The organism is Microbacterium jejuense, from assembly GCF_039544225.1.
Lineage (GTDB): Bacteria > Actinomycetota > Actinomycetes > Actinomycetales > Microbacteriaceae > Microbacterium > Microbacterium jejuense.
Window position 1 is genome coordinate 482,314 of the sequence record NZ_BAABLG010000001.1, and the last position, 20,766, is coordinate 503,079.

17 protein-coding genes are annotated in these 20,766 nt (G+C 71.7%); 10 read left to right on the top strand and 7 right to left on the bottom strand.

Features of this window, described 5'->3' with window-relative positions; genetic code table 11:
- Window positions 1-72: 72 nt before the first annotated feature.
- The 5 genes from ABEA46_RS02105 to ABEA46_RS02125 are packed head-to-tail and all read left to right on the top strand — an operon-like array spanning window position 73 to window position 4,798.
- Window positions 73-720: a GntR family transcriptional regulator gene (locus tag ABEA46_RS02105; protein WP_345542748.1), complete on the top strand. Its 648-nt coding sequence runs from the start codon at window positions 73-75 to the stop codon at window positions 718-720.
- Window positions 717-2,237, top strand: coding sequence for an MmgE/PrpD family protein (locus ABEA46_RS02110; RefSeq protein ID WP_345542672.1), 1,521 nt, complete (start codon window positions 717-719; stop codon window positions 2,235-2,237). Before ABEA46_RS02105 ends, ABEA46_RS02110 begins: the two co-directional genes overlap by 4 nt.
- Entirely contained in the window at window positions 2,237-3,154 is a 918-nt protein-coding gene (prpB, locus tag ABEA46_RS02115; protein WP_345542673.1) for a methylisocitrate lyase, read from the top strand. Before ABEA46_RS02110 ends, prpB begins: the two co-directional genes overlap by 1 nt.
- Window position 3,155: 1 nt before the next feature.
- Complete coding sequence (locus tag ABEA46_RS02120) at window positions 3,156-4,346, top strand: bifunctional 2-methylcitrate synthase/citrate synthase (RefSeq protein ID WP_345542674.1); 1,191 nt, start codon at window positions 3,156-3,158, stop codon at window positions 4,344-4,346.
- Window positions 4,343-4,798, top strand: coding sequence for a hotdog fold thioesterase (locus ABEA46_RS02125; protein WP_345542675.1), 456 nt, complete (start codon window positions 4,343-4,345; stop codon window positions 4,796-4,798). The genes ABEA46_RS02120 and ABEA46_RS02125 overlap by 4 nt, the downstream gene beginning before the upstream one ends.
- An 80-nt stretch (window positions 4,799-4,878) precedes the next feature.
- On the opposite strand, the gene ABEA46_RS02130 is transcribed toward ABEA46_RS02125, so the two are convergent.
- Both ABEA46_RS02130 and ABEA46_RS02135 read right to left on the bottom strand, forming a co-directional pair.
- A complete protein-coding gene (locus ABEA46_RS02130) occupies window positions 4,879-6,507 on the bottom strand; it encodes an alcohol dehydrogenase catalytic domain-containing protein (protein ID WP_345542676.1) in 1,629 nt (542 codons plus the stop codon).
- Window positions 6,508-6,517: 10 nt separating this feature from the next.
- The gene (locus ABEA46_RS02135; RefSeq protein WP_345542677.1) at window positions 6,518-8,113 is read right to left on the bottom strand and encodes an AMP-binding protein; all 1,596 of its coding nucleotides are present in this window, start codon (window positions 8,111-8,113) and stop codon (window positions 6,518-6,520) included.
- Window positions 8,114-8,307: 194 nt separating this feature from the next.
- Between ABEA46_RS02135 and ABEA46_RS02140 the strand changes: the two genes are divergently transcribed.
- Complete coding sequence (locus ABEA46_RS02140) at window positions 8,308-9,543, top strand: TetR/AcrR family transcriptional regulator (protein WP_345542678.1); 1,236 nt, start codon at window positions 8,308-8,310, stop codon at window positions 9,541-9,543.
- A gap of 37 nt (window positions 9,544-9,580) precedes the next feature.
- Here ABEA46_RS02140 and ABEA46_RS02145 read toward each other — a convergent pair whose 3' ends face one another.
- Entirely contained in the window at window positions 9,581-11,074 is a 1,494-nt protein-coding gene (locus ABEA46_RS02145) for an aldehyde dehydrogenase family protein (protein ID WP_345542679.1), read from the bottom strand.
- Between the two features lie 159 nt (window positions 11,075-11,233).
- Here ABEA46_RS02145 and ABEA46_RS02150 point away from each other — a divergent pair, with 159 nt between their 5' ends.
- The gene (locus ABEA46_RS02150) at window positions 11,234-11,845 is read left to right on the top strand and encodes a TetR/AcrR family transcriptional regulator (protein WP_345542680.1); all 612 of its coding nucleotides are present in this window, start codon (window positions 11,234-11,236) and stop codon (window positions 11,843-11,845) included.
- Between the two features lie 57 nt (window positions 11,846-11,902).
- Here ABEA46_RS02150 and ABEA46_RS02155 read toward each other — a convergent pair whose 3' ends face one another.
- The 4 genes from ABEA46_RS02155 to ABEA46_RS02170 are packed head-to-tail and all read right to left on the bottom strand — an operon-like array spanning window position 11,903 to window position 17,487.
- Window positions 11,903-12,901: an NAD(P)H-dependent flavin oxidoreductase gene (locus tag ABEA46_RS02155; protein ID WP_345542681.1), complete on the bottom strand. Its 999-nt coding sequence runs from the start codon at window positions 12,899-12,901 to the stop codon at window positions 11,903-11,905.
- Complete coding sequence (locus ABEA46_RS02160) at window positions 12,894-15,083, bottom strand: 3-hydroxyacyl-CoA dehydrogenase NAD-binding domain-containing protein (RefSeq protein ID WP_345542682.1); 2,190 nt, start codon at window positions 15,081-15,083, stop codon at window positions 12,894-12,896. The genes ABEA46_RS02155 and ABEA46_RS02160 overlap by 8 nt, the downstream gene beginning before the upstream one ends.
- 38 nt (window positions 15,084-15,121) lie before the next feature.
- Entirely contained in the window at window positions 15,122-16,324 is a 1,203-nt protein-coding gene (locus tag ABEA46_RS02165) for an acetyl-CoA C-acetyltransferase (protein WP_345542683.1), read from the bottom strand.
- Window positions 16,325-16,335: 11 nt separating this feature from the next.
- Window positions 16,336-17,487, bottom strand: coding sequence for an acyl-CoA dehydrogenase family protein (locus ABEA46_RS02170; protein WP_345542685.1), 1,152 nt, complete (start codon window positions 17,485-17,487; stop codon window positions 16,336-16,338).
- Window positions 17,488-17,675: 188 nt separating this feature from the next.
- Here ABEA46_RS02170 and ABEA46_RS02175 point away from each other — a divergent pair, with 188 nt between their 5' ends.
- The 3 genes from ABEA46_RS02175 to ABEA46_RS02185 are packed head-to-tail and all read left to right on the top strand — an operon-like array spanning window position 17,676 to window position 20,721.
- Window positions 17,676-18,437 carry an SDR family oxidoreductase gene (locus ABEA46_RS02175; RefSeq protein ID WP_345542686.1) on the top strand — a complete coding sequence of 254 codons (762 nt, stop codon included), beginning with the start codon at window positions 17,676-17,678 and terminating at the stop codon, window positions 18,435-18,437.
- Window positions 18,434-19,630, top strand: a complete 1,197-nt coding sequence (locus ABEA46_RS02180) for an acyl-CoA dehydrogenase family protein (RefSeq protein WP_345542688.1) — start codon at window positions 18,434-18,436, stop codon at window positions 19,628-19,630. The genes ABEA46_RS02175 and ABEA46_RS02180 overlap by 4 nt, the downstream gene beginning before the upstream one ends.
- On the top strand, window positions 19,627-20,721 hold the full coding sequence (locus ABEA46_RS02185; RefSeq protein WP_345542689.1) for a phosphotransferase family protein: 1,095 nt from the start codon (window positions 19,627-19,629) through the stop codon (window positions 20,719-20,721). Before ABEA46_RS02180 ends, ABEA46_RS02185 begins: the two co-directional genes overlap by 4 nt.
- The last annotated feature ends 45 nt before the right edge of the window (window positions 20,722-20,766 follow it).

Consider the following 20,766-nt stretch of genomic DNA (forward strand, 5'->3'; position numbering starts at 1 on the left):
GCCGCTCCGGCTGGCCCCTCGCAGGAGTTTATGTATACACTGACCGAGGTGCGTGACGAGGAGGTGGTGCGGATGCGGGCGAGTGACCGCGCGTACGCGACCCTTCTCGAAGAGATCCAGTCCGGCGTGCTGAGCCCCGGCACGGTGCTCGGCGAGGTCGACCAGGCCGCGCGCCTCGGCGTCAGCCGCACGCCGCTGCGCGAAGCGCTCGGGCGCCTCGCGGCCGACGGGCTCGTCGCCCAGCAGTCCCCGCGCGTCACGGTGGTCACCGCGATCGATGCGGGCGACATCCGCGAGATCTTCGAGGTGCGTCGCGCCCTCGAGGAATCCGCCGCCCGGCTCGCCGCCGAGCGGGGGGATGCCGCCGCCTTCGCCGCCCTCGCACACGACTTCGCGCGGGTCGACCTCGGCACCGCCCGCGGCGCCGACGGCTACTACGCCCTGATCGCCCGCTTCGACGCGTCGCTGGACGCAGCGGTCGCGAACGACTACCTCACCGCCGCACTGCGGACGGTGCGCACGCACCTCGTGCGGGTGCGCAGACTCGCCCGCGACAACCCCGCCCGGCTGGCGGCATCCGTCTCGGAGCACCGACTCATCGCGTCCGCTATCGCGGCGCGCGACGCGGACCTCGCCGCGCACGCCACCCACGTCCATCTTCACAACGCGCTCGAGAGCATCCTCGGTGCCCTCGAACTCGACCAGAAAGGCGCGTCATGACCGTCATCCATCACCTCCGCGTGCACCGCAGCGACGAGAACCTCGCACGTGAGGGCCAGCTGGCCTGGCACCTCGCCGAGATCGCGGCCGACCCGGTCGAGGTAGACGCCGACGTGGTCGACATGATCATCAACCGCGTCATCGACAACGCGGCGGTGGCCGCGGCATCCCTCACCCGCGCGCCCGTGAGTGCGGCCCGCCAGCAGGCGCTCGACCACGCGGTGTCGGTGGGCGGCTCGGGCGCCACGGTGTTCGGCTGCGCACTGGACCGCAAGACCAGCCCCGAATGGGCGGCCTGGGCCAACGGCGTCGCCGTGCGAGAGCTCGACTACCACGACACCTTCCTCGCCGCGGAGTACTCGCACCCGGGCGACAACATCCCGCCGATCCTCGCGGTCGCCCAGCACGTCGGCGCCGACGGCCACGCGCTCGTGCGCGGCCTCGCGACCGGGTACGAGATCCAGATCGACCTGGTGCGCGCGATCAGCCTGCACAAGCACAAGATCGACCACGTCGCACACCTCGGCCCGTCGGCCGCCGCGGGCATCGGCACGCTGCTCGGCCTCGACGTCGAGACGATCTACCAGGCGATCGGCCAGGCGCTGCACACGACGACCGCGACGCGGCAGTCCCGCAAGGGCGAGATCTCGACGTGGAAGGCGCACGCCCCGGCGTTCGCCGGCAAGATGGCGGTCGAGGCCGTCGACCGCGCGATGCGCGGCGAGACGTCGCCGTCGCCGATCTACGAGGGCGAGGACGGCGTCATCGCGTGGCTGCTGGACGGACCCGACGCCACCTACGAGGTGCCGCTGCCCGGTGCCGGCGAGGCCAAGCGCGGCATCCTCGACTCGTACACGAAGGAGCACTCGGCCGAATACCAGGCGCAGGCCTGGATCGACCTGGCCCGCAAGCTCCACAACGAGGCCTCGTTCGACACGGCCGATGTCGAGTCGATCGTGCTGCACACGTCGCACCACACGCACTACGTCATCGGCTCGGGTGCGAACGACCCGCAGAAGTACGACCCGACGGCATCCCGCGAGACGCTCGACCACTCGATCCCGTACATCTTCGCCGTCGCGCTGCAGGACGGCGGCTGGCACCACGTCGACTCGTACACCCCCGAGCGCGCGGGTCGCGAAGACACCGTGGCGCTGTGGCACAAGATCACGACGGCCGAGGACGCGGAGTGGACCCGCCGCTACCACTCGGAGGACCCGAACGAGAAGGCGTTCGGCGGTCGCATCGAGATCCGCCTGACCGACGGCACCGTGGTCGAGGACGAGATCGCCGTGGCCGACGCGCACCCGCTCGGCGCCCGGCCCTTCGCGCGCGAGGACTACGTGCGAAAGTTCCGCCTGCTCGCGGAGCCGGTGCTCGAAGCAGCCGAGATCGAGCGGTTCCTCGACCTCGCTCAGCGCCTGCCCGAACTCACGCCGGAAGAGGTGCAGCAGCTGACGATCGTCGCGGCGTTCGGCGTGCTGGCCGGCGCTCCGGCGCCCAAGGGGCTGTTCTGATGCTGTACTCCACCGTGCCCGCGCACGAGAAGCGCCGGCTGCTGCGCGAGCGGCTGGCCTCGGGCGAGCTGCTGCGCTTCCCCGGCGCGTTCAACCCGCTGTCGGCGCGGCTCATCGAGCGCAAGGGCTTCGAGGGCGTGTACATCTCGGGCGCCGTGCTCTCGGCCGACCTGGGCCTGCCCGACATCGGCCTCACGACGCTCAGCGAGGTCGCCGGCCGCGGGCAGCAGATCGCGCGCATGACCGACCTGCCGGCGATCATCGACGCCGACACCGGCTTCGGCGAGCCGATGAACGTCGCCCGCACGATCCAGACCCTCGAAGACGCCGGGATCGCCGGCACCCACATCGAGGATCAGATCAACCCCAAGCGGTGCGGGCACCTCGACGGCAAGGCCGTGGTCGACGAGGACACCGCGATCAAGCGCATCCGCGCCGCCGCCGACGCGCGGCGGGATCCGACCTTCCTGATCATGGCGCGGACCGACATCCGCGCCGTGGAGGGAATGGATGCCGCCATCCGGCGCGCCCAGGCGCTCGTGGATGCCGGAGCCGACGCCGTCTTCCCCGAGGCGATGCGCACGCTCGGCGAGTTCGAAGCGATCCGCAAGGCCGTGGACGTGCCGATCCTCGCCAACATGACCGAGTTCGGAAAGTCCGACCTGTTCAGCGTCGACCAGCTGAGGGACGTCGGCGTGAACATCGTGATCTGGCCGGTCTCGCTCCTGCGGATCGCGATGGGCGCGGCATCCCGTGCACTCGATACGCTCGTCGAGGAGGGCCACCTGACCTCGAAGCTCGGCGAGATGCAGCATCGCGCCGACCTCTACGACCTCATCGACTACGAGCAGTACAACCACTTCGACACTTCGGTGTTCGACTTCCAGATCGCACGGCCCGAACGAACAGGGGACTGACATGACCGAACCTGACATCAAGAAGGGCCTCGCCGGTGTCCTCGTGGACTACACGGCGATCTCGAAGGTCAACCCCGAGACGAACTCGCTGCTGTACCGGGGCTACCCCGTGCAGGAGCTCGCGGCCACGCAGCCGTTCGAGGCGGTGGCGTACCTGCTGTGGAACGGCGAGCTGCCCGACGCCGAGCAGCTCGCGCAGCTGCGGCTGACCGAGCGCGCGCACCGTGCGATCCCCGACGACGTGCGCGCCACGATCGACCTGGTGCCGCTGGATGCCCACCCGATGGACGAGGTGCGCACCGCCGTGAGCCTCATCGGCGCGCGCGACCTCGCCGGCACGGGTTCGGTGCTCGAGGTCAGCGGCAGCGAGGAGCAGAACCTCGAGCGCAGCGTGCGCCTGTTCGCGGTGCTGCCGGCGATCGTCGCGTACGGCCAGCGCCGTCGCCGGGGCCTGCCGCCCGTCGAACCCCGCGACGATCTGGACTACGCCGCCAACTTCCTGTGGATGACCTTCGGCGAAGAGGCGGACGAGGTCGTCGTGGACGCCTTCAACCGCTCGATGATCCTGTACGGCGAGCACTCGTTCAACGCGTCGACGTTCACCGCCCGCGTGATCACGTCGACGCTGAGCGACCTGTACTCGGCCGTCGTGGGCGCGATCGGCGCGCTCAAGGGCCCGCTGCACGGCGGCGCCAACGAGGCCGTGCTGCACATCTTCGACGAGATCGGCACGGCCGACAACGTCGGTCCGTGGCTCGACCGGGCGCTCGCCGAGAAGCGCAAGATCATGGGCTTCGGCCACCGCGTCTACAAGCGCGGCGACTCGCGCGTGCCCACGATGAAGGCTGCGCTGGACACGCTGGTCGAGCACTACGACCGCCCGGATGTCGCCGCACTGTACGACACCCTCGAGTCCGAGTTCGTGGCGCGCAAGGGCATCTACCCGAACCTCGACTACCCGTCGGGCCCGGCGTACAACCTCATCGGCTTCGACACGCTGACCTTCACGCCGCTGTTCGTGGCCGCTCGCGTCACGGGCTGGACCGCGCACATCATGGAGCAGCTCGCCTCGAACGCGCTGATCCGGCCGCTGTCGGAGTACAACGGCCCTGACGAGCGCCACGTCGACGGCTACGTCGCCGACACCGCGGCGCTCGCCGTCGCCGACCGGGCAGAAGAAGCGGCAGGATGACCCTCTGGTTCGGCGATGTCGCCGGCATCGACCTCACGGCGATGGCCGGCGGCACGCTGATCGAGAACCTCGGCATCGAGATCGTCGAGATCCGCGAGGACGCGCTGGTCGGACGGATGCCGGTCGACCGGCGCACCGTGCAGCCGGCGGGCGTGCTGCACGGCGGTGCGTCGGTCGCGCTCGCCGAGACCCTCGCGTCGTGGGCGGGCTACCTCGCCGTCGACCGCGAGAAGTTCCACGTGGTGGGGCAGGAGATCAACGCCAACCACATCCGCCCGATCTCGTCGGGCTGGGTGACGGCCACGGTGACCCCCGCCAACATCGGGCGCCGCGCGCACGTGTGGGAGATCCGCATCGTCGACGACGCCTCGCGCCTCGTGTGCATCTCGCGGTGCACGCTCGCGGTCATCGAGCAGCGCAGCACGTACGCGACGCCCGCCGCCCGCGGCTGAGGCGCGCGCCTCACTCGGAGATCTCGCGAATCTCAGACGCATGCGTGCCATGCGTCCGAGTCAGGCGTGATCTCCGAGTCTCACGCGATGCCCGCGGCGCGCGGATCGTCGTCGGACCGGTCCAGCACGAAGAAGAACGGCCGGCCCTGGTCGTCGGTGTCGCGACCGGTCATCACTCCGAGCACCGCATCCGGGGCGAGACGCACGAAGTGGTCGATGATCGGCTGGCCGTCGTAGACCATGGCCGCCGTCGTCACGCCGTCGTGGGCGAGGGTGCGCAGGGTGGCTCCGCCACGGGCCAGGGCGACATCGGCCACGAGCGTGCCGTCGCCGGCCTCGCACACGATGGGCGCCACCTCGTCGTCCGAGCGGAACAGCTTGCCGCGCCACCGGCTGCGCTCCAGCAGGCGCCCGGCGCGATGGTCGTGCGTGAGCCCCCAGCCCCGCCAGAATCCGCGCAGCGTCGTGGTCGCGACCGGCGGCAGCGAGCGCCACAGCGCCGGCAGATCGGCGTCGGGCACGGCGCCCGCCCGCAGCGCGTCGAGCAGTGACGGCGGAGTGGATGCCGCGGCCGGCGGCTCTGCGGCATCCTGATCCATCGTCAGCACCGCCTTGATCACCCGACCGCCGCGCGCCTCGGCGATCGCGGTATCGACGTCGGCGAAGGCGTACTGCGTGACCAGTCGTTCGATCGGCAGCCGTCCGGCGCGCCAGAGAGCGGCCAGCAGCGGCACGTCGCGCGAGACGACGGCGTCGCCCTCGATCACGCCGGTGAGTGTGCGGCCCCACAGCAGCCGGGTCTGCGACACCGTGACGGGGTTCGCGCCGGGCTTGAGTGCGACGGTCGCGGCGACACCCTGCGGGGCGAGGGCGGCCAGCGCCGTGTCGACCGTGGCCTGCGTGCCGACGGTGTCGAGCGCATGGGTGAACCCGGTCACCCGGTCGAGAGCGGCCGGGTCGTGCGCCTCGGTGGCGCCGAGCTCGAGGGCCAGCGCGCGGCGCCCTGCCGCCGGGTCGCTCACGGCGATGCGCGAGACGCCGCGGTGGCGGGCGGCGAGGACGGCCGCCAGCCCGGTCGTGCCCGCGCCCAGCACCAGCAGCGCGTCGCCGGGACCCGGGCGCAGCGCGCCCAGCACGGTCCCGGCACCGGTGAGGATGCCGCAGCCGAGCGGCGCGGCGACCCGCCACGGCACGTCGTCGCCGATCACGGCGGCGCTCGATGCCGGCACGACGACATGCTCGGCCCACGACGACTGCGACATCCAGCCGGTCGTGACGCGTTCGCCGTCGTGAGCCTGCGCGGCGCGCGCGCCGTAGTTGAGCTCGCCGAAGCGCGCGCAGTACGCCGGGTGCGCGCCGAGGCACGCGTCGCACGCGCCGCACGACGCGAAGCTCAGCACCACATGGTCGCCGGGACGGATGGCGTCCACCCGGTCGCCGACGGCGAGCACGACGCCGGCGCCCTCGTGGCCGAACACGGCCGGGAACCGGTCGCCCGCGCCGCCGTCGATCCCGAACAGGTCGGTCGGGCATACGCCGGAGGCCTTCACCTCGACGAGCAGCTCGTCAGGGCCGGGAGCGGCGAGAGCGATGTCGGCGATCACCGCGACGCCGCCGCGCTCGTGCACGACGGCGGCCCGGGTGGTCACCGACGAGGGCTCGGCGGCGGCGCGGTCGATCGTCGGGAGGCGGTCGATCCTGTCGGTCATGCGCGTCCGCTCACGCCGGGGCGAGTTCGCGGTCGGCGGTGCGCAGCGCGACCTTGTTGACCTTGCCGCCGGCGTTGCGGGGGAGCGCGGGCACCACGACGAGGGCCTTGGGCTGCTTGAACCGCGCCAGCTTGTCGCCCAGCCACGACTGCAGCTCCTCGATCGTGAGCTCTTCGCCCGGCGCCAGCGCGACAGCGGCCACGGCCACCTCGCCCCAGCGTTCGTCGGCGCGGCCGTAGATGGCGGCATCCACGATCTTCGGGTGGGCGAACAGCACGTTCTCGACCTCGGCGCAGTACACGTTCTCGCCGCCCGAGATGATCATGTCCTTCTTGCGGTCGACGACCCACACGAAGCCCTCGGCGTCCTGCCGGACGAGGTCGCCGGAGTGGAACCAGCCGCCCTCGAACGCCTCGGCGGTCTCGGTCGGCTTGCGCCAGTAGCCCTTCATCAGGTTGGGTCCGCGGTACAGGATCTCGCCGACCTCGCCGCGTTCGACGTCGTTCATCTCGTCGTCGACGACGCGGTACTGCAGCGTCGGGATCGGGCGGCCGACCGACCCCAGCTTGCGCAGCGAGTCCTCGCCGCTCAGCGCACACGTGATGGGGGTCATCTCGGTCTGCCCGAACACGGCGACGTTGATCGCTCTCGGGAAGCAGTCGCTCATCTGACGCAGCAGCGTGTCGGAGGCAGGCGCCGCGCCCCAGCTGATGATGCGCAGGTGCAGATCGCGGTCGGGGATCGACGGATCGGCGCAGATCACCTGCCATTGCTGCGGCACGTTGAAGACGATGGTCGCCTTCTCCCGCTCCCACGCGTCGAGCAGCTCGGTCGGGTTGAACGCGCCCAGCGGATGGATCACCGTGACGATGCCGATGACGAAGTTCGGTGCGATCGATCCGAGGCCGGCGATGTGGAACAGCGGCGCCGTCATGAACGAGATGTCGTCCTCGCCGAACACCTGGTTCACGCGCAGCAGGGTGAGGCTCTGCGCGAAGAGGTTGACGTGGTCGAGCATCGCCCCCTTCGGCCGGCCCGTGGTGCCCGAGGTGTACATGATGAGGCACGTGGTGTCTTCGGGCACGTCGGGTGCGTCGAAGCCGGCCGGGTCCTCGGCGACGAGGTCGGCCCAGGACTCCTGCCCTTCGCCGGCGTCGCCGATCACGATGACCTTCTTGATGCGGTCGGTGATCTGCGCGACCGCGCCGACGAGCGGTGCGAGCGGCGCCTCGACGATGAGCACGTCGGCATCGGCGTCGTCGACGATGTACGCGATCTCGGGCGGGGTGAGGCGGATGTTGAGAGGCACCGCGATGGCGCCGAGGCGGTTGATGCCGAACACCGACAGCACGACCTCGGGCCGGTTCAGGGTCAGCAGCAGCACGCGGTCGCCGAAGCCGACACCGCGACGTGCGAGCGCGGCGGCGAAGGCGTCCATGCTCTCGGCGGCCTGGCGCCACGTGGTCGTCTCGCCGAGGAACTTGAAGGCCGCGGCATCCGGCTTCATCTCGGCGTGCGTCGCGACCTGGTTCATCCAGTGATTGCGGCGCACCGCGGTCGGTATGGCGGAGGGGGCGGGGCTCGCGGAGGGGGCGGCGTCGGTCATCTCGGGTTGCCTCTCGTCACGTCGTCGTACGGATGCCGCGACTCTGCGGCACCGGGCTGGTGTGTCGAGTATGCCACCGGCGAGGGCGGATGTCACGCTTTTTGTTAACGAGAATTCACATCTGAGAAGGCGTGGCAAGTGAACCGCCGCTCGCGCGGGGGCCTGGTCCGCGGCGGCGCCGGTAGGCTGTGCGCATGCCCGCCGCCGCGCCGTCCGCCGCCCCGCGCACCCGGCCCCGCGACCGCAAGCGCCGCATCGAAGAGGCCGCCGCGCTGGCCTTCGCGCAGCACGGGTACCACGCGGTCGGCATGCAGGACATCGCGGCCGCCGTCGGCATCTCGGCGCCCGCGCTGTACCGGCACTTCCCGAACAAGTACGCGCTGTTCGTGCGCACCGCCTTCACGCTGGCCCATCGGCTCGTCGAAGGCACCGACGAGGCCGCAGCCCTCCCGCTCGACTCCGCCGACGAGGCGCGCGAAGCCCTCGACGCCCTCCTGGACGCGGTCATCGCCACCACCGTCGAGCTGCGCGCCACCGGCGGCATCTACCGGTGGGAGGGGCGCTACCTCGAACCCGACGACCGCGAGCTGCTGACATCCGAGTTCCGGACGCTGCGCCGCCGGTTCGAGCACGCGCACGTCGTGTACCGGCCGTCAGCGGACGAGATCGACCGGCGACTTCTCGTCCTCGGCGCGCTGAGCGCGGTCGCCAGCATCACCGCCCACCACACGACGGTCGGCGCGCGCACGCTGCGCACCCTGCTGTCGGACGCCGCGTGGCGGGCGCTGGACGGCACCCTCCCTGTCCCGGAATCGGTGGATGCCGCACCGCCGCCCGCCCCGGCCGTCGGGGTGTCGGCCGCTCTGGGCCGGCGTGCACAGCTCATCGACGCCGCCATCCGCCAGTTCGCCGCGCGCGGGTACAACGAGGCGACCATCGAAGACATCGCCGTCGCGGTCGATCTCACGCCGTCCGGCGTCTACCGCCACTTCGACGGAAAGTCCGCGCTGCTGCTGGCTGCCTGCGACCGCGCCGCCGTGTCGCTGGAGCGTGCCGTGCTCCGTGCGCGGGAAGACGCGGCATCCCCCTCCGAGCTCATGCACGGCCTGGTGCGCGCGTACGTCGCCCACACCTTCGGCAACCTCGAGCTCACGCGGGTGTACTTCTCCGAGATCGCCAACCTCGCCCCCGATGAGCAGCGCCGGCTGCGCGCTCTGCAGCGCGCGCACGTCGCTGACTGGGTCGCGGTGCTGCAGGCGGTCCGTCCCGAACTGGGCGGACGCGAGGCGGCCGTGCTGGTGCACGCCGGCCTCGGCGTCGTGGCCGACCAGGCGCCGTCGCTCGGGGTGCGCGACGCCGCGGCCGCCGAGCGGCTGGCCTGCCTCGTCGAGATCGTGCTGGGCGTGCGAGGGATGCCGCACCCGTCCTGAGCGGCCGGGCGCGGCATCCACTCTTTGCGTCGTCGGGTCAGCGGCCCTTGCCGTGCAGCATGGGGATCATGCGCTCGACCAGGTGCATGTCGCGCGGGGAGCGCTCGAGGGTCAGCAGGTTGAGCGCGGCCTTGCCGGTCTGGCGGGCGATCGACTTCGGCACGCTGAACTCGCGGAGGCCGTCGGCGCCGTGGATGCGGCCGAAGCCCGAGCCCTTGACCCCGCCGAAGGGGAGCGCTCCGACCGCCGCGAAGCCCAGCACGGAGTTGATGGTCACGACCCCGGCGCGCAGGCGTGCGGCGACGCGCTCGCCCTTGTGGGCGTCCTTGGTGAAGACCGCGGCGCCCAGACCGTAGTCGGTCGCGTTCGCGCGCGCGACGGCCTCGTCGAGGTCGGCGACCGCGTTGATCACGACCGTCGGGCCGAACGTCTCGCGCTGCACGGCGTCGGAGTCCTCGGGCACGTCGACCAGCACGATCGGCGACACCGTGCGTCCGTGGATCGAGTCGGGCCCGCCGTAGACGGCGCGGCCGCCGCGGGCGAGGGCGTCCTCGACGTGCGCGGCGACGACGTCGGTCTGCGTCGCGAGCGTCATCGGCCCGTACGTGGGGGTGTCGCCGCCGACAGCGATGCGGCCCGCCCGCTCGACGACCCTGTCGACCAGCGCGTCGCGGACCGATCGCTCGACGTACACGCGCTCGACGCCCACGCACGTCTGGCCCGCGTTGCCGAGCGCCCCGAACGCGATGAAGTCCGCCGCGGCGTCGAGGTCGGCATCGGCGGCCACGATGAGCGCGTCCTTGCCGCCGCACTCTGCGACCAGCGGCGTGAGCGACTCCGCGCACGCGGCCATGACCTTCTTGGCGCTCGCCGTCGATCCGGTGAACGCCACCTTGTCGACGCCGGCGCGCACGAGGTCGGCGCCCGTCCCGCGGTCGCCGGTCACGACCTGCAGCACGGGGTGGTCGCACGCCTCGCGCCATCTGTCGGCGACCCACACGGCGGTGCCCGGTGTGAGCTCGCTCGGCTTGAACACGACGACGTTGCCGGCTGCGAGCGCGTACGAGATCGAGCCCATCGGCGTGTAGAACGGGTAGTTCCACGGGCCGATGACGCCGACCACTCCGTGCGGCTCGTACCCGAGCGTCGCGTGCTGGTTGTAGTTCACGAGGCCTGCCTTCACCTTGCGGCGCTTGAGTACGTGCTCGGCGTTCTTCGCGGCCCAGTCGAGGTGGCCGAGGGTGAGCATCACCTCGAGCAGCGCGTCGCCCTCGGGCTTGCCGGTCTCACGCGCGATCATCGCCGCGAGGTGCTTCGCGTCACGGGCGATCGCACCCTTGAAAGCGAGCAGGATCCGACGGCGGCCGTCGAAGCCCTGTGCCGCCCACCAGGCGGCGGCGTCTCGCGCGGCCTCGACGGTGCGGCGGACGTCGTCGGCGGTCGCGACCGGGTACGAGGCGATCGGGCTGCCGTCGCGAGGATCTGTCGTGGTGAGCACCTCGGTGCTGCTGTCGTCGTGGACGAGGGTCATGTCGGGTTCCTCCAGCTCCGGGCCCCGACGTCGTCGTCGGGACGCGCTGCGCCGATAAGTGAACGGCGATTCACGCTATCGCCACCGCTGTCGCCCCGCAAGAGAACAAGCGGAGATTTTCGAATCCCAGTTAGAATGTGACCGACGAGAGGAGGCCGCGTGTCGCAGGGCGGCGAAGACGGCGCGACGCTGAAGTCGCAGCGCACACGTGAGCGGATCCTCGACGCCGCGGCGCAGGTGCTGAGCCGCAAGGGCTACGCGGGCACGCGGCTCACCGACGTCGCCGATGTCGCGGGCGTGCAGGCCCCCGCGATCTACTACTACTTCGGCTCGCGCGACGACCTCGTCGAAGAGGTCATGTGGGCTGGGGCCCACCGCGTGCGCGTGCACGTCGATGAGGTGATCGCAGCGCTGCCGGCCGAGTCGACGCCGCTGGACCGCATCCTCGCCGCCGTCGACGCGCACCTGCGCTACGAGCTGCAGATCTCGGACTACACGACAGCGTCGGTGCGCAACGCCGGCCAGGTGCCTGAGCACCTGCGGGTGCGGCCGGCCGCCGAAGAGGCCTCGTACAGCCGCATCTGGCGCGACCTGTTCCACGCCGCGCAGGATGCCGGACAGCTGCGCGCCGACCTCGACATCAACATCTTCCGCCTGCTGCTGCTGGGCTCGATGAACTGGGCCGTGGAGTGGTGGAACCCCCGCACCCGCAGCCTCGACGACCTCGTCCGCCAGACTCAGGACCTCGTCCGCCACGGCGCCGGCGCCTGACGCGCAGACGAAGGGATGCCGGCGGCACGGGCCGCCGGCATCCACTTCTCGACAGGGTCAGGCGAAGAGCGCCAGGCGTCGCTGCAGCACCTCGTGGGCCTGCGTGACGGTGCGGCGGACGACCTCGCCGGCGCGGGGGATGTCGCGGATGAGGCCCTGGACCTGACCGACCGTCCAGATGCCGGCGTCGAGGTCGCCGTCCTCGAACACCCTGCGGCCTCGGGCGCCCGCGACGAGCTCGCGCACGTCGGGGAACTGCCCGCCGTCGGCGAGGATGCGCACCACCTCGTCGGACACCGCGTTCTTCGCGACCCGTGCGGTGTTGCGCAGCGACCGGAAGATGAGGTTCGTGTCGAGCTCGGTGGCCGCGACGATGCGCTCCTTGACGGCTTGCGACACCGGCGACTCGACGGTGCACATGAAGCGCGAGCCCATGTTGACGCCGTCGGCGCCGAGCGCGAGCGCCGCCGCGAGGCCGCGGCCGTCGGCGAACCCGCCCGACGCGATGAACGGGATCGAGAGGGCGTCGGCGGCCGCCGGGATCAGGACGAGGCCGGGCACGTCGTCCTCGCCGGGATGCCCGGCGCACTCGAAGCCGTCGATGGACACGGCCGTCACGCCGACCTTCTCGGCCTTGAGGGCGTGCCGCACCGACGTGCACTTGTGGATGACGCGCACACCGTGCTCGCGGAACATGTCCATGTGCGGCTCGGGGTTGGCGCCGGCGGTCTCGACGATCGTCACGCCCGCGTCGATGATCGCCCGCCGGTACTCGTCGTACGGCGGCGGGCTGATCGACGGCAGGATCGTGAGGTTCACGCCGAACGGCCTGTCGGTGAGGGTGCGCGCCCGCTCGATCTCGTTCACGAGGTCGGCCGGGGTGGGCTGGGTGAGCGCGGTGATCATGCCCAGGCCGCCCGCCTCCGACACGGCGGCGGCGAGCTCGGCACGGCCCACCCACATCATCCCGCCCTGCACGACCGGGTGCTCGATGCCGAGCGCTTCGGTGAACCGGGTCCTGAGGCGCGGCGACGTGTCGACCACGACCTCACTCATAGGTCTCACCCGCCTCGGCCTTGGCGAGCAGCGACGCCGGCGGCAGGAACCGGTCGCCGTAGCGTTCCGCCAGCTCCCGCGAGCGCGCGATGAAGCCGTCCAGCCCGCCGTCGTACTGATTGATGTACTGCAGCACGCCGCCCGTCCACGCGGGGAACCCGATGCCGTAGATCGAGCCGATGTTGGCGTCGGGCACCGAGGTGAGCACGCCGGCATCCAGGCACGCGATCGTGTCGAGCGCCTCGGCGAACAGCATCCGCTCCTGCAGGTCCGCGAAGGGGAGCACCGTGCGCCCCGAGCCGTATCTCTCGCGCAGCCCTGGCCAGATGCCGGTACGGCGCCCGTTCTCGTCGTAGTCGTAGAACCCGGCCCGTTCGCGGCGGCCGATGCGGTGGGCGTCGTCGACCATGTAGTCCACGACCGCCTCCGAAGGATGTGCCACCCACACCTCGCCCGACGCCTCGGCCGCAGCGCGGGTCTCGAGCCGGATCTTCTGCGTGAGCGACAGCGTCAGCTCGTCGAGGAGCTGCAGCGCGCCGGCGGGGTATCCGGCCTGCAGCGCGGCCTGCTCGACCGACGCAGGCTCGACGCCCTCGCCGACGGCCGCGACGGCCTCGGCGATGAAGGTGCCGATGACCCGCGACGTGAAGAACCCGCGGGCGTCGTTGACGACGATCGGGGTCTTGCGGATCTGCTGCACGAAGTCGAACGTCTTCGCGAGCACCTTGTCGCTGGTGCGCTCGCCGCGGACGATCTCGACGAGCGGCATCTTGTCGACGGGCGAGAAGAAGTGGATGCCGATGAAGTCGTCGGTGCGCTCGACGCCTTCGGCCAGCACCGTGATCGGCAGCGTCGAGGTGTTCGAGCCGAGCACGGCGTCCGGCCGCACCACGTGCTGGATCTCCTGGAACACCGCCTGCTTCACGGGCACGGCCTCGAAGACCGCCTCGATCACGAAGTCGACGCCGGCGAAGTCGGACGCATCGGCGGTGGGGGTGATGCGCGCGAGCAGTGCCGCGGACTTCTCGGCGGTCGTGCGGCCGCGCGCGAGCGCCTTGTCCTCCAGCCCGCGCGCATAGTCCTTGCCCTTCTCCGCCGCCTCGAGCGAGACGTCCTTGAGGACCACCTCGATGCCGGCCTTGGCCGACACGTAGGCGATCGCGGCGCCCATCATGCCGGCCCCGATGACGCCGAGCTTCTCGGCCCGGTACGTCGGGATGCCCTGCGGGCGGGAGCCGCCCGCGTTGATGTGCTGCAGGTCGAAGAAGAACGCCTTGATCATGTTCTTCGCGACCTGACCGTGCGTCAGCTCGACGAGGTACCGCGTCTCGACCTTCGACGCGGTGTCGAAGTCGACGTACGCGCCTTCGACGGCCGCCGCCATCGCCGCGCGCGGTGCGGGCAGCGGTGCGCCCTTCAGCTGCTTGCGCAGCGAGGCCGGGAACGCGGGCAGCGCCCCCGCGAGCGACGGCGACGTCGGTGCGCCGCCGGGGATGCGGAACCCCTTCTCGTCCCAGGGCTTCACCGGTGCCGGGTTCGCGGCGATCCACGCCTTGGCGGCGGGCACGAGCTCCTCAGACGTCGCGACCAGCGAGTCCACGATCCCCACCGCGAGCGCATCGGACGGCGAGAACTTCGTCGCCGGCAGGATCACGTCGGTCAGCGCCTTCTGCAGCCCGAGCATGCGGACCAGCCGTGTGATGCCGCCGCCGCCGGGCAGCAGTCCCAGCGAGACCTCGGGCACGCCGAACTGCGCGCCGCGCACGTCGGCCGCGATGCGGTGATGAGTCGCGAGCGCGACCTCCAGGCCGCCGCCGAGCGCGGTGCCGTTCATCGCCGCGACGACGGGCCTGCCCAGCAGCTCCAGCCGCCGCATGTCGGCCTTGACCGCGTCGATGTGCGCGGTCTCTTCCGCCGCCTTCGCCGGGTCGGCGGCGCGCAGCAGGTTGAGGTCGCCGCCGGCGAACCAGCTGCGCTTGGCCGAGACCAGGACGACGCCGCGGATGCTGTCACGCTCCGCCTCGAGCCGGTCGGCCGTCGCCTTCAGCGCCGCGACGAAATGCGGGTTCATGGTGTTGACGGTGCTGTCGGGATCATCGAGCGTGATGATGACGTCGCCGTCGGCATCCTGCTCCCAGGCGTAGCCCTGGTACACGGTCGTCTCGTCGATCGTGGTGCTCATGAGTGTCTTCTTCCTCGGTCGTGAGTGGATGCCGCGGGTCAGACCCGCTCGATGACTGTCGCGATGCCCATGCCGGCGCCGACGCACAGCGTGGCGAGCCCGCGACGCTGGTCGCGGCGCTCGAGCTCGTCGAGCAGCGTGCCGAGGATCATGGCGCCGGTCGCGCCGAGCGGGTGGCCGAGTGCGATCGCCCCGCCGTTGACGTTGACCTTGTCGTGGGGGATGTCGAGGTCCTTCATCCACTTCATGACGACGGCGGCGAAGGCCTCGTTGAGCTCGAACAGGTCGATGTCGGATGCCTCCAGCCCCGCCTTCGCGAGCGCCTTCTGCGTCGCGGGCGTCGGGCCGGTGAGCATGATCGTCGGCTCGGAGCCGGTGACGGCGGTCGCCACGATGCGGGCGCGCGGGGTGAGCCCGAGGCGCTCGCCGACCTCCTTGCTGCCGATCAGCATCAGCGCCGCGCCGTCGACGATGCCCGACGAGTTGCCCGCGGTGTGCACGTGGTCGATGCGCTCGACGGCGTGGTACTTCTGGGTCGCGACCGCGTCGAAGCCCGCGGCGTCGCCGAGCGCCGCGAACGCGGCGGGCAGGCCGCCGAGGCCGGACGTGTCGGGCCGGCGGTGCTCGTCGGTGTCGAGCAGGGTGACGCCGTTCTGGTCGCGCACCGGCACGACCGAGCCGTCGAAGCGGCCCTCGCGCCACGCGGTGTCGGCGCGGCGCTGGGACTCTGCGGCGTACGCGTCGACGTCATCGCGCGAGAAGCCCTCGAGCGTCGCGATGAGGTCGGCGCCGATGCCCTGCGGCACGAAGTACAGGTCGTAGTTGGTCGTCGGGTCCTGCGCGTAGGCGCCGCCGTCCGAGCCGATCGGCACGCGTGACATCGACTCCACGCCGCCTGCGAGCACGAGGTCCTCGAAGCCCGACGCGACCTTGTGCGCCGCGGTGTTGACGGCCTCCAGGCCCGAGGCGCAGAAGCGGTTGAGCTGCACGCCCGCGACGGTCTCGGGGAGTCCCGCGACGAGGGCCGCGGTGCGGGCGATGTCGCCGCCCTGCTCGCCCACCGGCGACACGACGCCCAGGACGATGTCGTCGATCAGCGCGGGATCGACGCCGGGGTTGCGCTCGAGGAGCGCGTGGATGAGCCCCACGACGAGATCGACGGGCTTGGTGCCGTGGAGCGAACCGCCCCGGTTGCGGCCGCGCGGCGTGCGCACGGCGTCGTAGATGAATGCGTCAGCCATGGGGTGTCTCCTCACAGTCCGAGGCTGCGACCGACGATCTCTTTCATGATCTCGGTCGTGCCGCCGTAGATGGTCGTGATGCGCGCGTCCTCGTAGTCGCGCGCGATGCGGTATTCGCGCATGTAGCCGTAGCCGCCGTGCAGCTGCAGGCACCGGCCCACGATCTGCACGTACTGCTCGGTGGTCCAGAACTTCGCGGCCGCGGCATCCTCCGCCGACAGCTCGCCGGCCGAGTGCGCGCGGATGCAGCGGTCGATGTACGCCCGGCTCACCTCGGTGGCGGTGACCATGTCGGCCAGCTCGAACCGGGTGTTCTGGAACGAGCCGACCGGCTTGCCGAACGCGGTGCGGCCCTTGACGTAGTCGAGCGTGCGCTCGAGCACGCCCTCGCTCGACGCGACGGCAGCGGCGGCGATCGACAGCCGCTCCTGCGGCAGGTTGCGCATCAGTCCCGCGAAGCCCGCTCCTTCGGCACCCAGGAGGTTCGCGGCGGGCACGCGCACGTCCTGGAACACCAGTTCGCTCGTGTCCTGCGCGTGCAGCCCGACCTTCTCGAGGTTGCGGCCGCGCGAGAATCCGGGGGAGTCCGTCTCGACGACCAGCAGGCTGAGCCCCCGGTGGGGGTCTTCGCTCGTGCGCACCGCGGTGACGACCAGGTCGGCGTTCTGCCCGTTCGAGATGAAGATCTTCGAGCCGTTGACCACATAGTCGTCGCCGTCGCGCACCGCAGAGGTGCGGATGCCCGACAGGTCGCTGCCGGTGCCGGGCTCGGTCATGGCGACGGCGACGATGAGCTCGCCGGCGGCGATGCCGGGCAGCCATCGCCGCTTCTGCTCGTCGTCCGTCAGGTCGGTGAAGTAGGGGATCACGATGTCGTTCGACAGCGCGATGCCGGCCATGCCGTCCGACACCGGGTGGCGCGCGAGCTCCTCGCCCATGATCGCGTGGAACCGGAAGTCGTCAGCTCCGCCGCCGCCGTACTCCTCGGGGATCGAGAAGCCCAGGATGCCCGCCTCGGCCGCCTTCGTGAACAGCCAGCGGTCGACCTTGCCCTCGGCCTCCCAGCGCTCGGCGTTCGGCCGCGCGTGCTGCTCGGCGAACGCGCGCACCACGTCGCGGAACTGCTCGTGGTCGTCGTCGTAGATGTCTCGTGCCAGCGCCATCGCCGATGCTCCGAATCCTGTGAGGGGTCGTGGTGCGGCGTCCTCGCCGCATCGACATGTTTTTATTATGCATTAGAAAGTGGATGCCGCAACCCGCCGCAGCAACGGCGAATCAGGGTTGTGCGCGCCACGTTTCTTACGCACGATTAAGCGCAGACGATGTCGTCTGCCCGAGAGCGAGGACGAAGATGACCACACCGCTGAGCGGCCGAACCGCTGTCGTGACAGGCGCGAGCCGGGGGATCGGACTCTCGATCGCCGCGCGCCTGGTCGCCGACGGCGCCCACGTGTGCCTGACGGCGCGGCACCCCGACGAGCTCGCCGCTGCGGTGTCGTCGCTGCCCGTCGGGTCCGCGATCGGCGTCGCGGGCGCCGCCGACGATCCCGGCCACCGCGCCGAGGCGCTCGACCGTGTCGTGGCCGAGTTCGGCGGCATCGACATCCTCGTCAACAACGCCGGCATCAACCCGGTGTACGGGCCGCTGTCCGCGCTCGACCTCGCGGCGGCCCGCAAGATCCTCGAGGTCAACGTCGTCTCGACGCTCGCGTGGACGCAGCAGGCCCTCGCGCGCGGTCTCGGCACTGGCGGACACGGGGGCAGCGTCGTGAATCTGTCGTCCGTCACCGGGGAGGTCGCGTCGCCCGGGATCGGCTGGTACGGCGTGACGAAGGCCGCCGTGTCGCACCTCACCGAGACGCTCGCCGTCGAACTCGCGCCTCGGGTGCGGGTCAACGCCGTGGCGCCGGCCATCGTCAAGACGCGCTTCGCCCGTGCGCTGTACGAGGGGCGCGAGGACGAGGTCGCGGCCGCGTATCCGCTCGGCAGGCTCGGCGCGCCCGAGGACGTCGCCGGCGCCGTCGCCTTCCTGGTGGGCGACGATGCGGCCTGGATCACCGGCCAGGTGCTCACGCTCGACGGCGGCCTGCTCGCGGCAGGAGGTGCGGCATGAGCGCCGGCCTGCGCGCCCGCACGCGCGCCTTCATCCGCGAGGTCGTGCTGCCCGCCGAGCCGGCACCGGGCATGGCGCTCGATGACACCGCGCTCGACAGACTGCGCGACAGTGCGCGCGCGGCCGGGCTGTACGCGCCGCACGCGCCGGCCGGGTACGGCGGGCTCGGCCTGCCGCTGGACGAGTGGTCGGGGGTGTTCCAAGAGGCCGGCTACTCGCCGATCGGGCCCACGGTGCTGGGCATCATGGCGCCGGACGAGGGCAACGTCCACCTGCTGCACGTCGTCGGCACGCCCGCCCAGCACGAGCGCTACCTCGCGCCGCTGGTGCGCGGCGAGGTGCGGTCGAGCTTCGCGATGACGGAGCCGCATCCGGGCGCGGGCTCCGACCCGCGGGCGCTGTCGACGTCAGCCGAGCGGGTCGACGGCGGCTGGCGCATCTCCGGGCGCAAGCGGTTCATCAGCGGGGCCAACGGGGCCGCGTTCGCGATCGTGATGGCACGCACGCCCCCGGTGGGTGGGTGGCAGGAGGGGGCCACGATGTTCCTCCTGCCACTGGACGCCCCCGGCGTCACGATCGGCCCGGACGTCCACACCATCGAGGGCGCGATCGCGGGCGGCCACCCGTACGTGAGCTTCGACCGTTGCTTCGTGCCCGACGAGGACGTGCTCGGCGAGCCGGGGCAGGGCTTCCGCTACGCGCAGGTGCGGCTCGGCCCGGCGCGGCTCACCCACTGCATGCGCTGGCTCGGGCTGGCCCGCCGTGCGCACGACACGGCGCTGGACCGCGCGAACGCACGCGAGCTGTTCGGGTCAAAGCTGCGCGACCTCGGCGTCGCGCAGGCGCTGCTGGCCGACAGCGTCATCGACCTCGAGACCTCTGACGCGATGATCGACAAGACCGCGCGCGCGCTCATCGACGATCCGCGGGCCGGCGAGGCGCTGTCCTCGGTCGCGAAGGTGCACTGCTCCGAGGCCGTGTTCCGCGTGATCGACCGCTCCGTCCAGCTGTGCGGCGGCGACGGCGTCACCGATGCCCTGCCGCTCCTGCAGTACCTCAACGAGGTGCGGCCGTTCCGCATCTACGACGGGTCGAGCGAGACCCACCGGTGGGCGATCGCGCGGCGTGCGGCATCCACCCGCTCCCGCGAGATCGAGGCGGGCGCTCGCCGCCTCGACGAGGTCGCCCCGTGATCTCGCAGCCCGACGGCACGGAGGTCGTCGCGTCGTGGGCGGACGCCGAGGGGCTGGAGCGGCCGCCGCTGCTCGTCGTCGACGCGGTGTCGGACTACCTGCGTGCCGACGGGTTCGGCGACGGGGCGCTGTCGTGGCAGCGCATCGGCGAGGGGCAGTCCAACGTCACGTACGCCATCGCCTACGCCGGGCACGACCTCGTGCTGCGCCGTGGGCCGCGGCCGCCGCATCCGCCGTCGACGCACGACATGGCGCGCGAGGCCCGGGTGCAGCGCGTGCTCGGCGCAGCGGGCGTACCGGTGCCGCGGATCGTCGCGGTGTGCGAGGACCCGGCGGTGCTCGGCGTGCCGTTCTACGTCATGGGGCGGGTGTCGGGCGACGTGGTGACGGATGCCGTCCCCCCGGCGCTCGACGACGGCCCGGGCCGCCGCGGCATCGCCTTCGCGGCCGTCGATGCGCTGGCCGACCTGCACGCGGTCGCCGTCGAGGGCGAGGTTGCCACGCTCGGCCGTCCCGACGGATATCTCGCCCGGCAGGTCGGACGCTTCGCCGGGCTGTGGCAGATCAACTCCCGGCGCTCGTTCGCGGCTGTCGACGAGCTCGCGGCGTGGCTGGCCGCGCGCCTGCCGGCGACCCAGCAGGCCGCCGTCGTGCACGGCGACTTCCGCATCGGAAATCTGATGTACGCGCCCTCGACCGGGCGCCGCGCGCCCGCGCGGGTGGCGGCGATCCTGGACTGGGAGATGGCGACGCTCGGCGACCCGCTGGCCGACCTCGGCTACTTCACCGTGACGTACGCGCGTCCGGGCGACGTGCCGACGCCGCTCGAGCTGACGCCGGTCACACGGCTCGACGGCTTTCCCGAGACCGCGGAGCTGGTCGAGCGCTATGCGCGGCGGCATCCGCTCGATCTCTCGATGCTGCCCTGGTACGAGGCGCTCGCCCTGTTCAAGGCCGCGGTGTTCTGCGAGGCGCTGTACACCCGGTGGCTCGACGGGCAGCGGCCCGGCGACACCTTCGGTCCCGGTCTCGAGGCCGGAGTGCCGCGGCTGCTGGAAGCGGCGCAGGAGCGCGCGGCGACCTTGGGCTGACGTCTCGGCGGCGCGCCACGCTCGGAGATCTCGCCAGATTCGGAG

Excerpts from the sequence above, each read along its gene's own strand:
- ABEA46_RS02135 (WP_345542677.1), bottom strand. The coding sequence starts at position 8,113 with ATGACCGACGCCGCCCCCTCCGCGAGCCCCGCCCCCTCCGCCATACCG.
- ABEA46_RS02180 (WP_345542688.1), top strand. The coding sequence starts at position 18,434 with ATGAGCGCCGGCCTGCGCGCCCGCACGCGCGCCTTCATCCGCGAGGTC.
- ABEA46_RS02105 (WP_345542748.1), top strand. The coding sequence starts at position 73 with ATGCGGGCGAGTGACCGCGCGTACGCGACCCTTCTCGAAGAGATCCAG.
- ABEA46_RS02130 (WP_345542676.1), bottom strand. The coding sequence starts at position 6,507 with ATGACCGACAGGATCGACCGCCTCCCGACGATCGACCGCGCCGCCGCC.
- prpB (WP_345542673.1), top strand. The coding sequence starts at position 2,237 with ATGCTGTACTCCACCGTGCCCGCGCACGAGAAGCGCCGGCTGCTGCGC.
- ABEA46_RS02110 (WP_345542672.1), top strand. The coding sequence starts at position 717 with ATGACCGTCATCCATCACCTCCGCGTGCACCGCAGCGACGAGAACCTC.
- ABEA46_RS02160 (WP_345542682.1), bottom strand. The coding sequence starts at position 15,083 with ATGAGCACCACGATCGACGAGACGACCGTGTACCAGGGCTACGCCTGG.
- ABEA46_RS02175 (WP_345542686.1), top strand. The coding sequence starts at position 17,676 with ATGACCACACCGCTGAGCGGCCGAACCGCTGTCGTGACAGGCGCGAGC.
- ABEA46_RS02145 (WP_345542679.1), bottom strand. The coding sequence starts at position 11,074 with ATGACCCTCGTCCACGACGACAGCAGCACCGAGGTGCTCACCACGACA.
- ABEA46_RS02170 (WP_345542685.1), bottom strand. The coding sequence starts at position 17,487 with ATGGCGCTGGCACGAGACATCTACGACGACGACCACGAGCAGTTCCGC.
- ABEA46_RS02140 (WP_345542678.1), top strand. The coding sequence starts at position 8,308 with ATGCCCGCCGCCGCGCCGTCCGCCGCCCCGCGCACCCGGCCCCGCGAC.
- ABEA46_RS02120 (WP_345542674.1), top strand. The coding sequence starts at position 3,156 with ATGACCGAACCTGACATCAAGAAGGGCCTCGCCGGTGTCCTCGTGGAC.
- ABEA46_RS02165 (WP_345542683.1), bottom strand. The coding sequence starts at position 16,324 with ATGGCTGACGCATTCATCTACGACGCCGTGCGCACGCCGCGCGGCCGC.
- ABEA46_RS02125 (WP_345542675.1), top strand. The coding sequence starts at position 4,343 with ATGACCCTCTGGTTCGGCGATGTCGCCGGCATCGACCTCACGGCGATG.
- ABEA46_RS02155 (WP_345542681.1), bottom strand. The coding sequence starts at position 12,901 with ATGAGTGAGGTCGTGGTCGACACGTCGCCGCGCCTCAGGACCCGGTTC.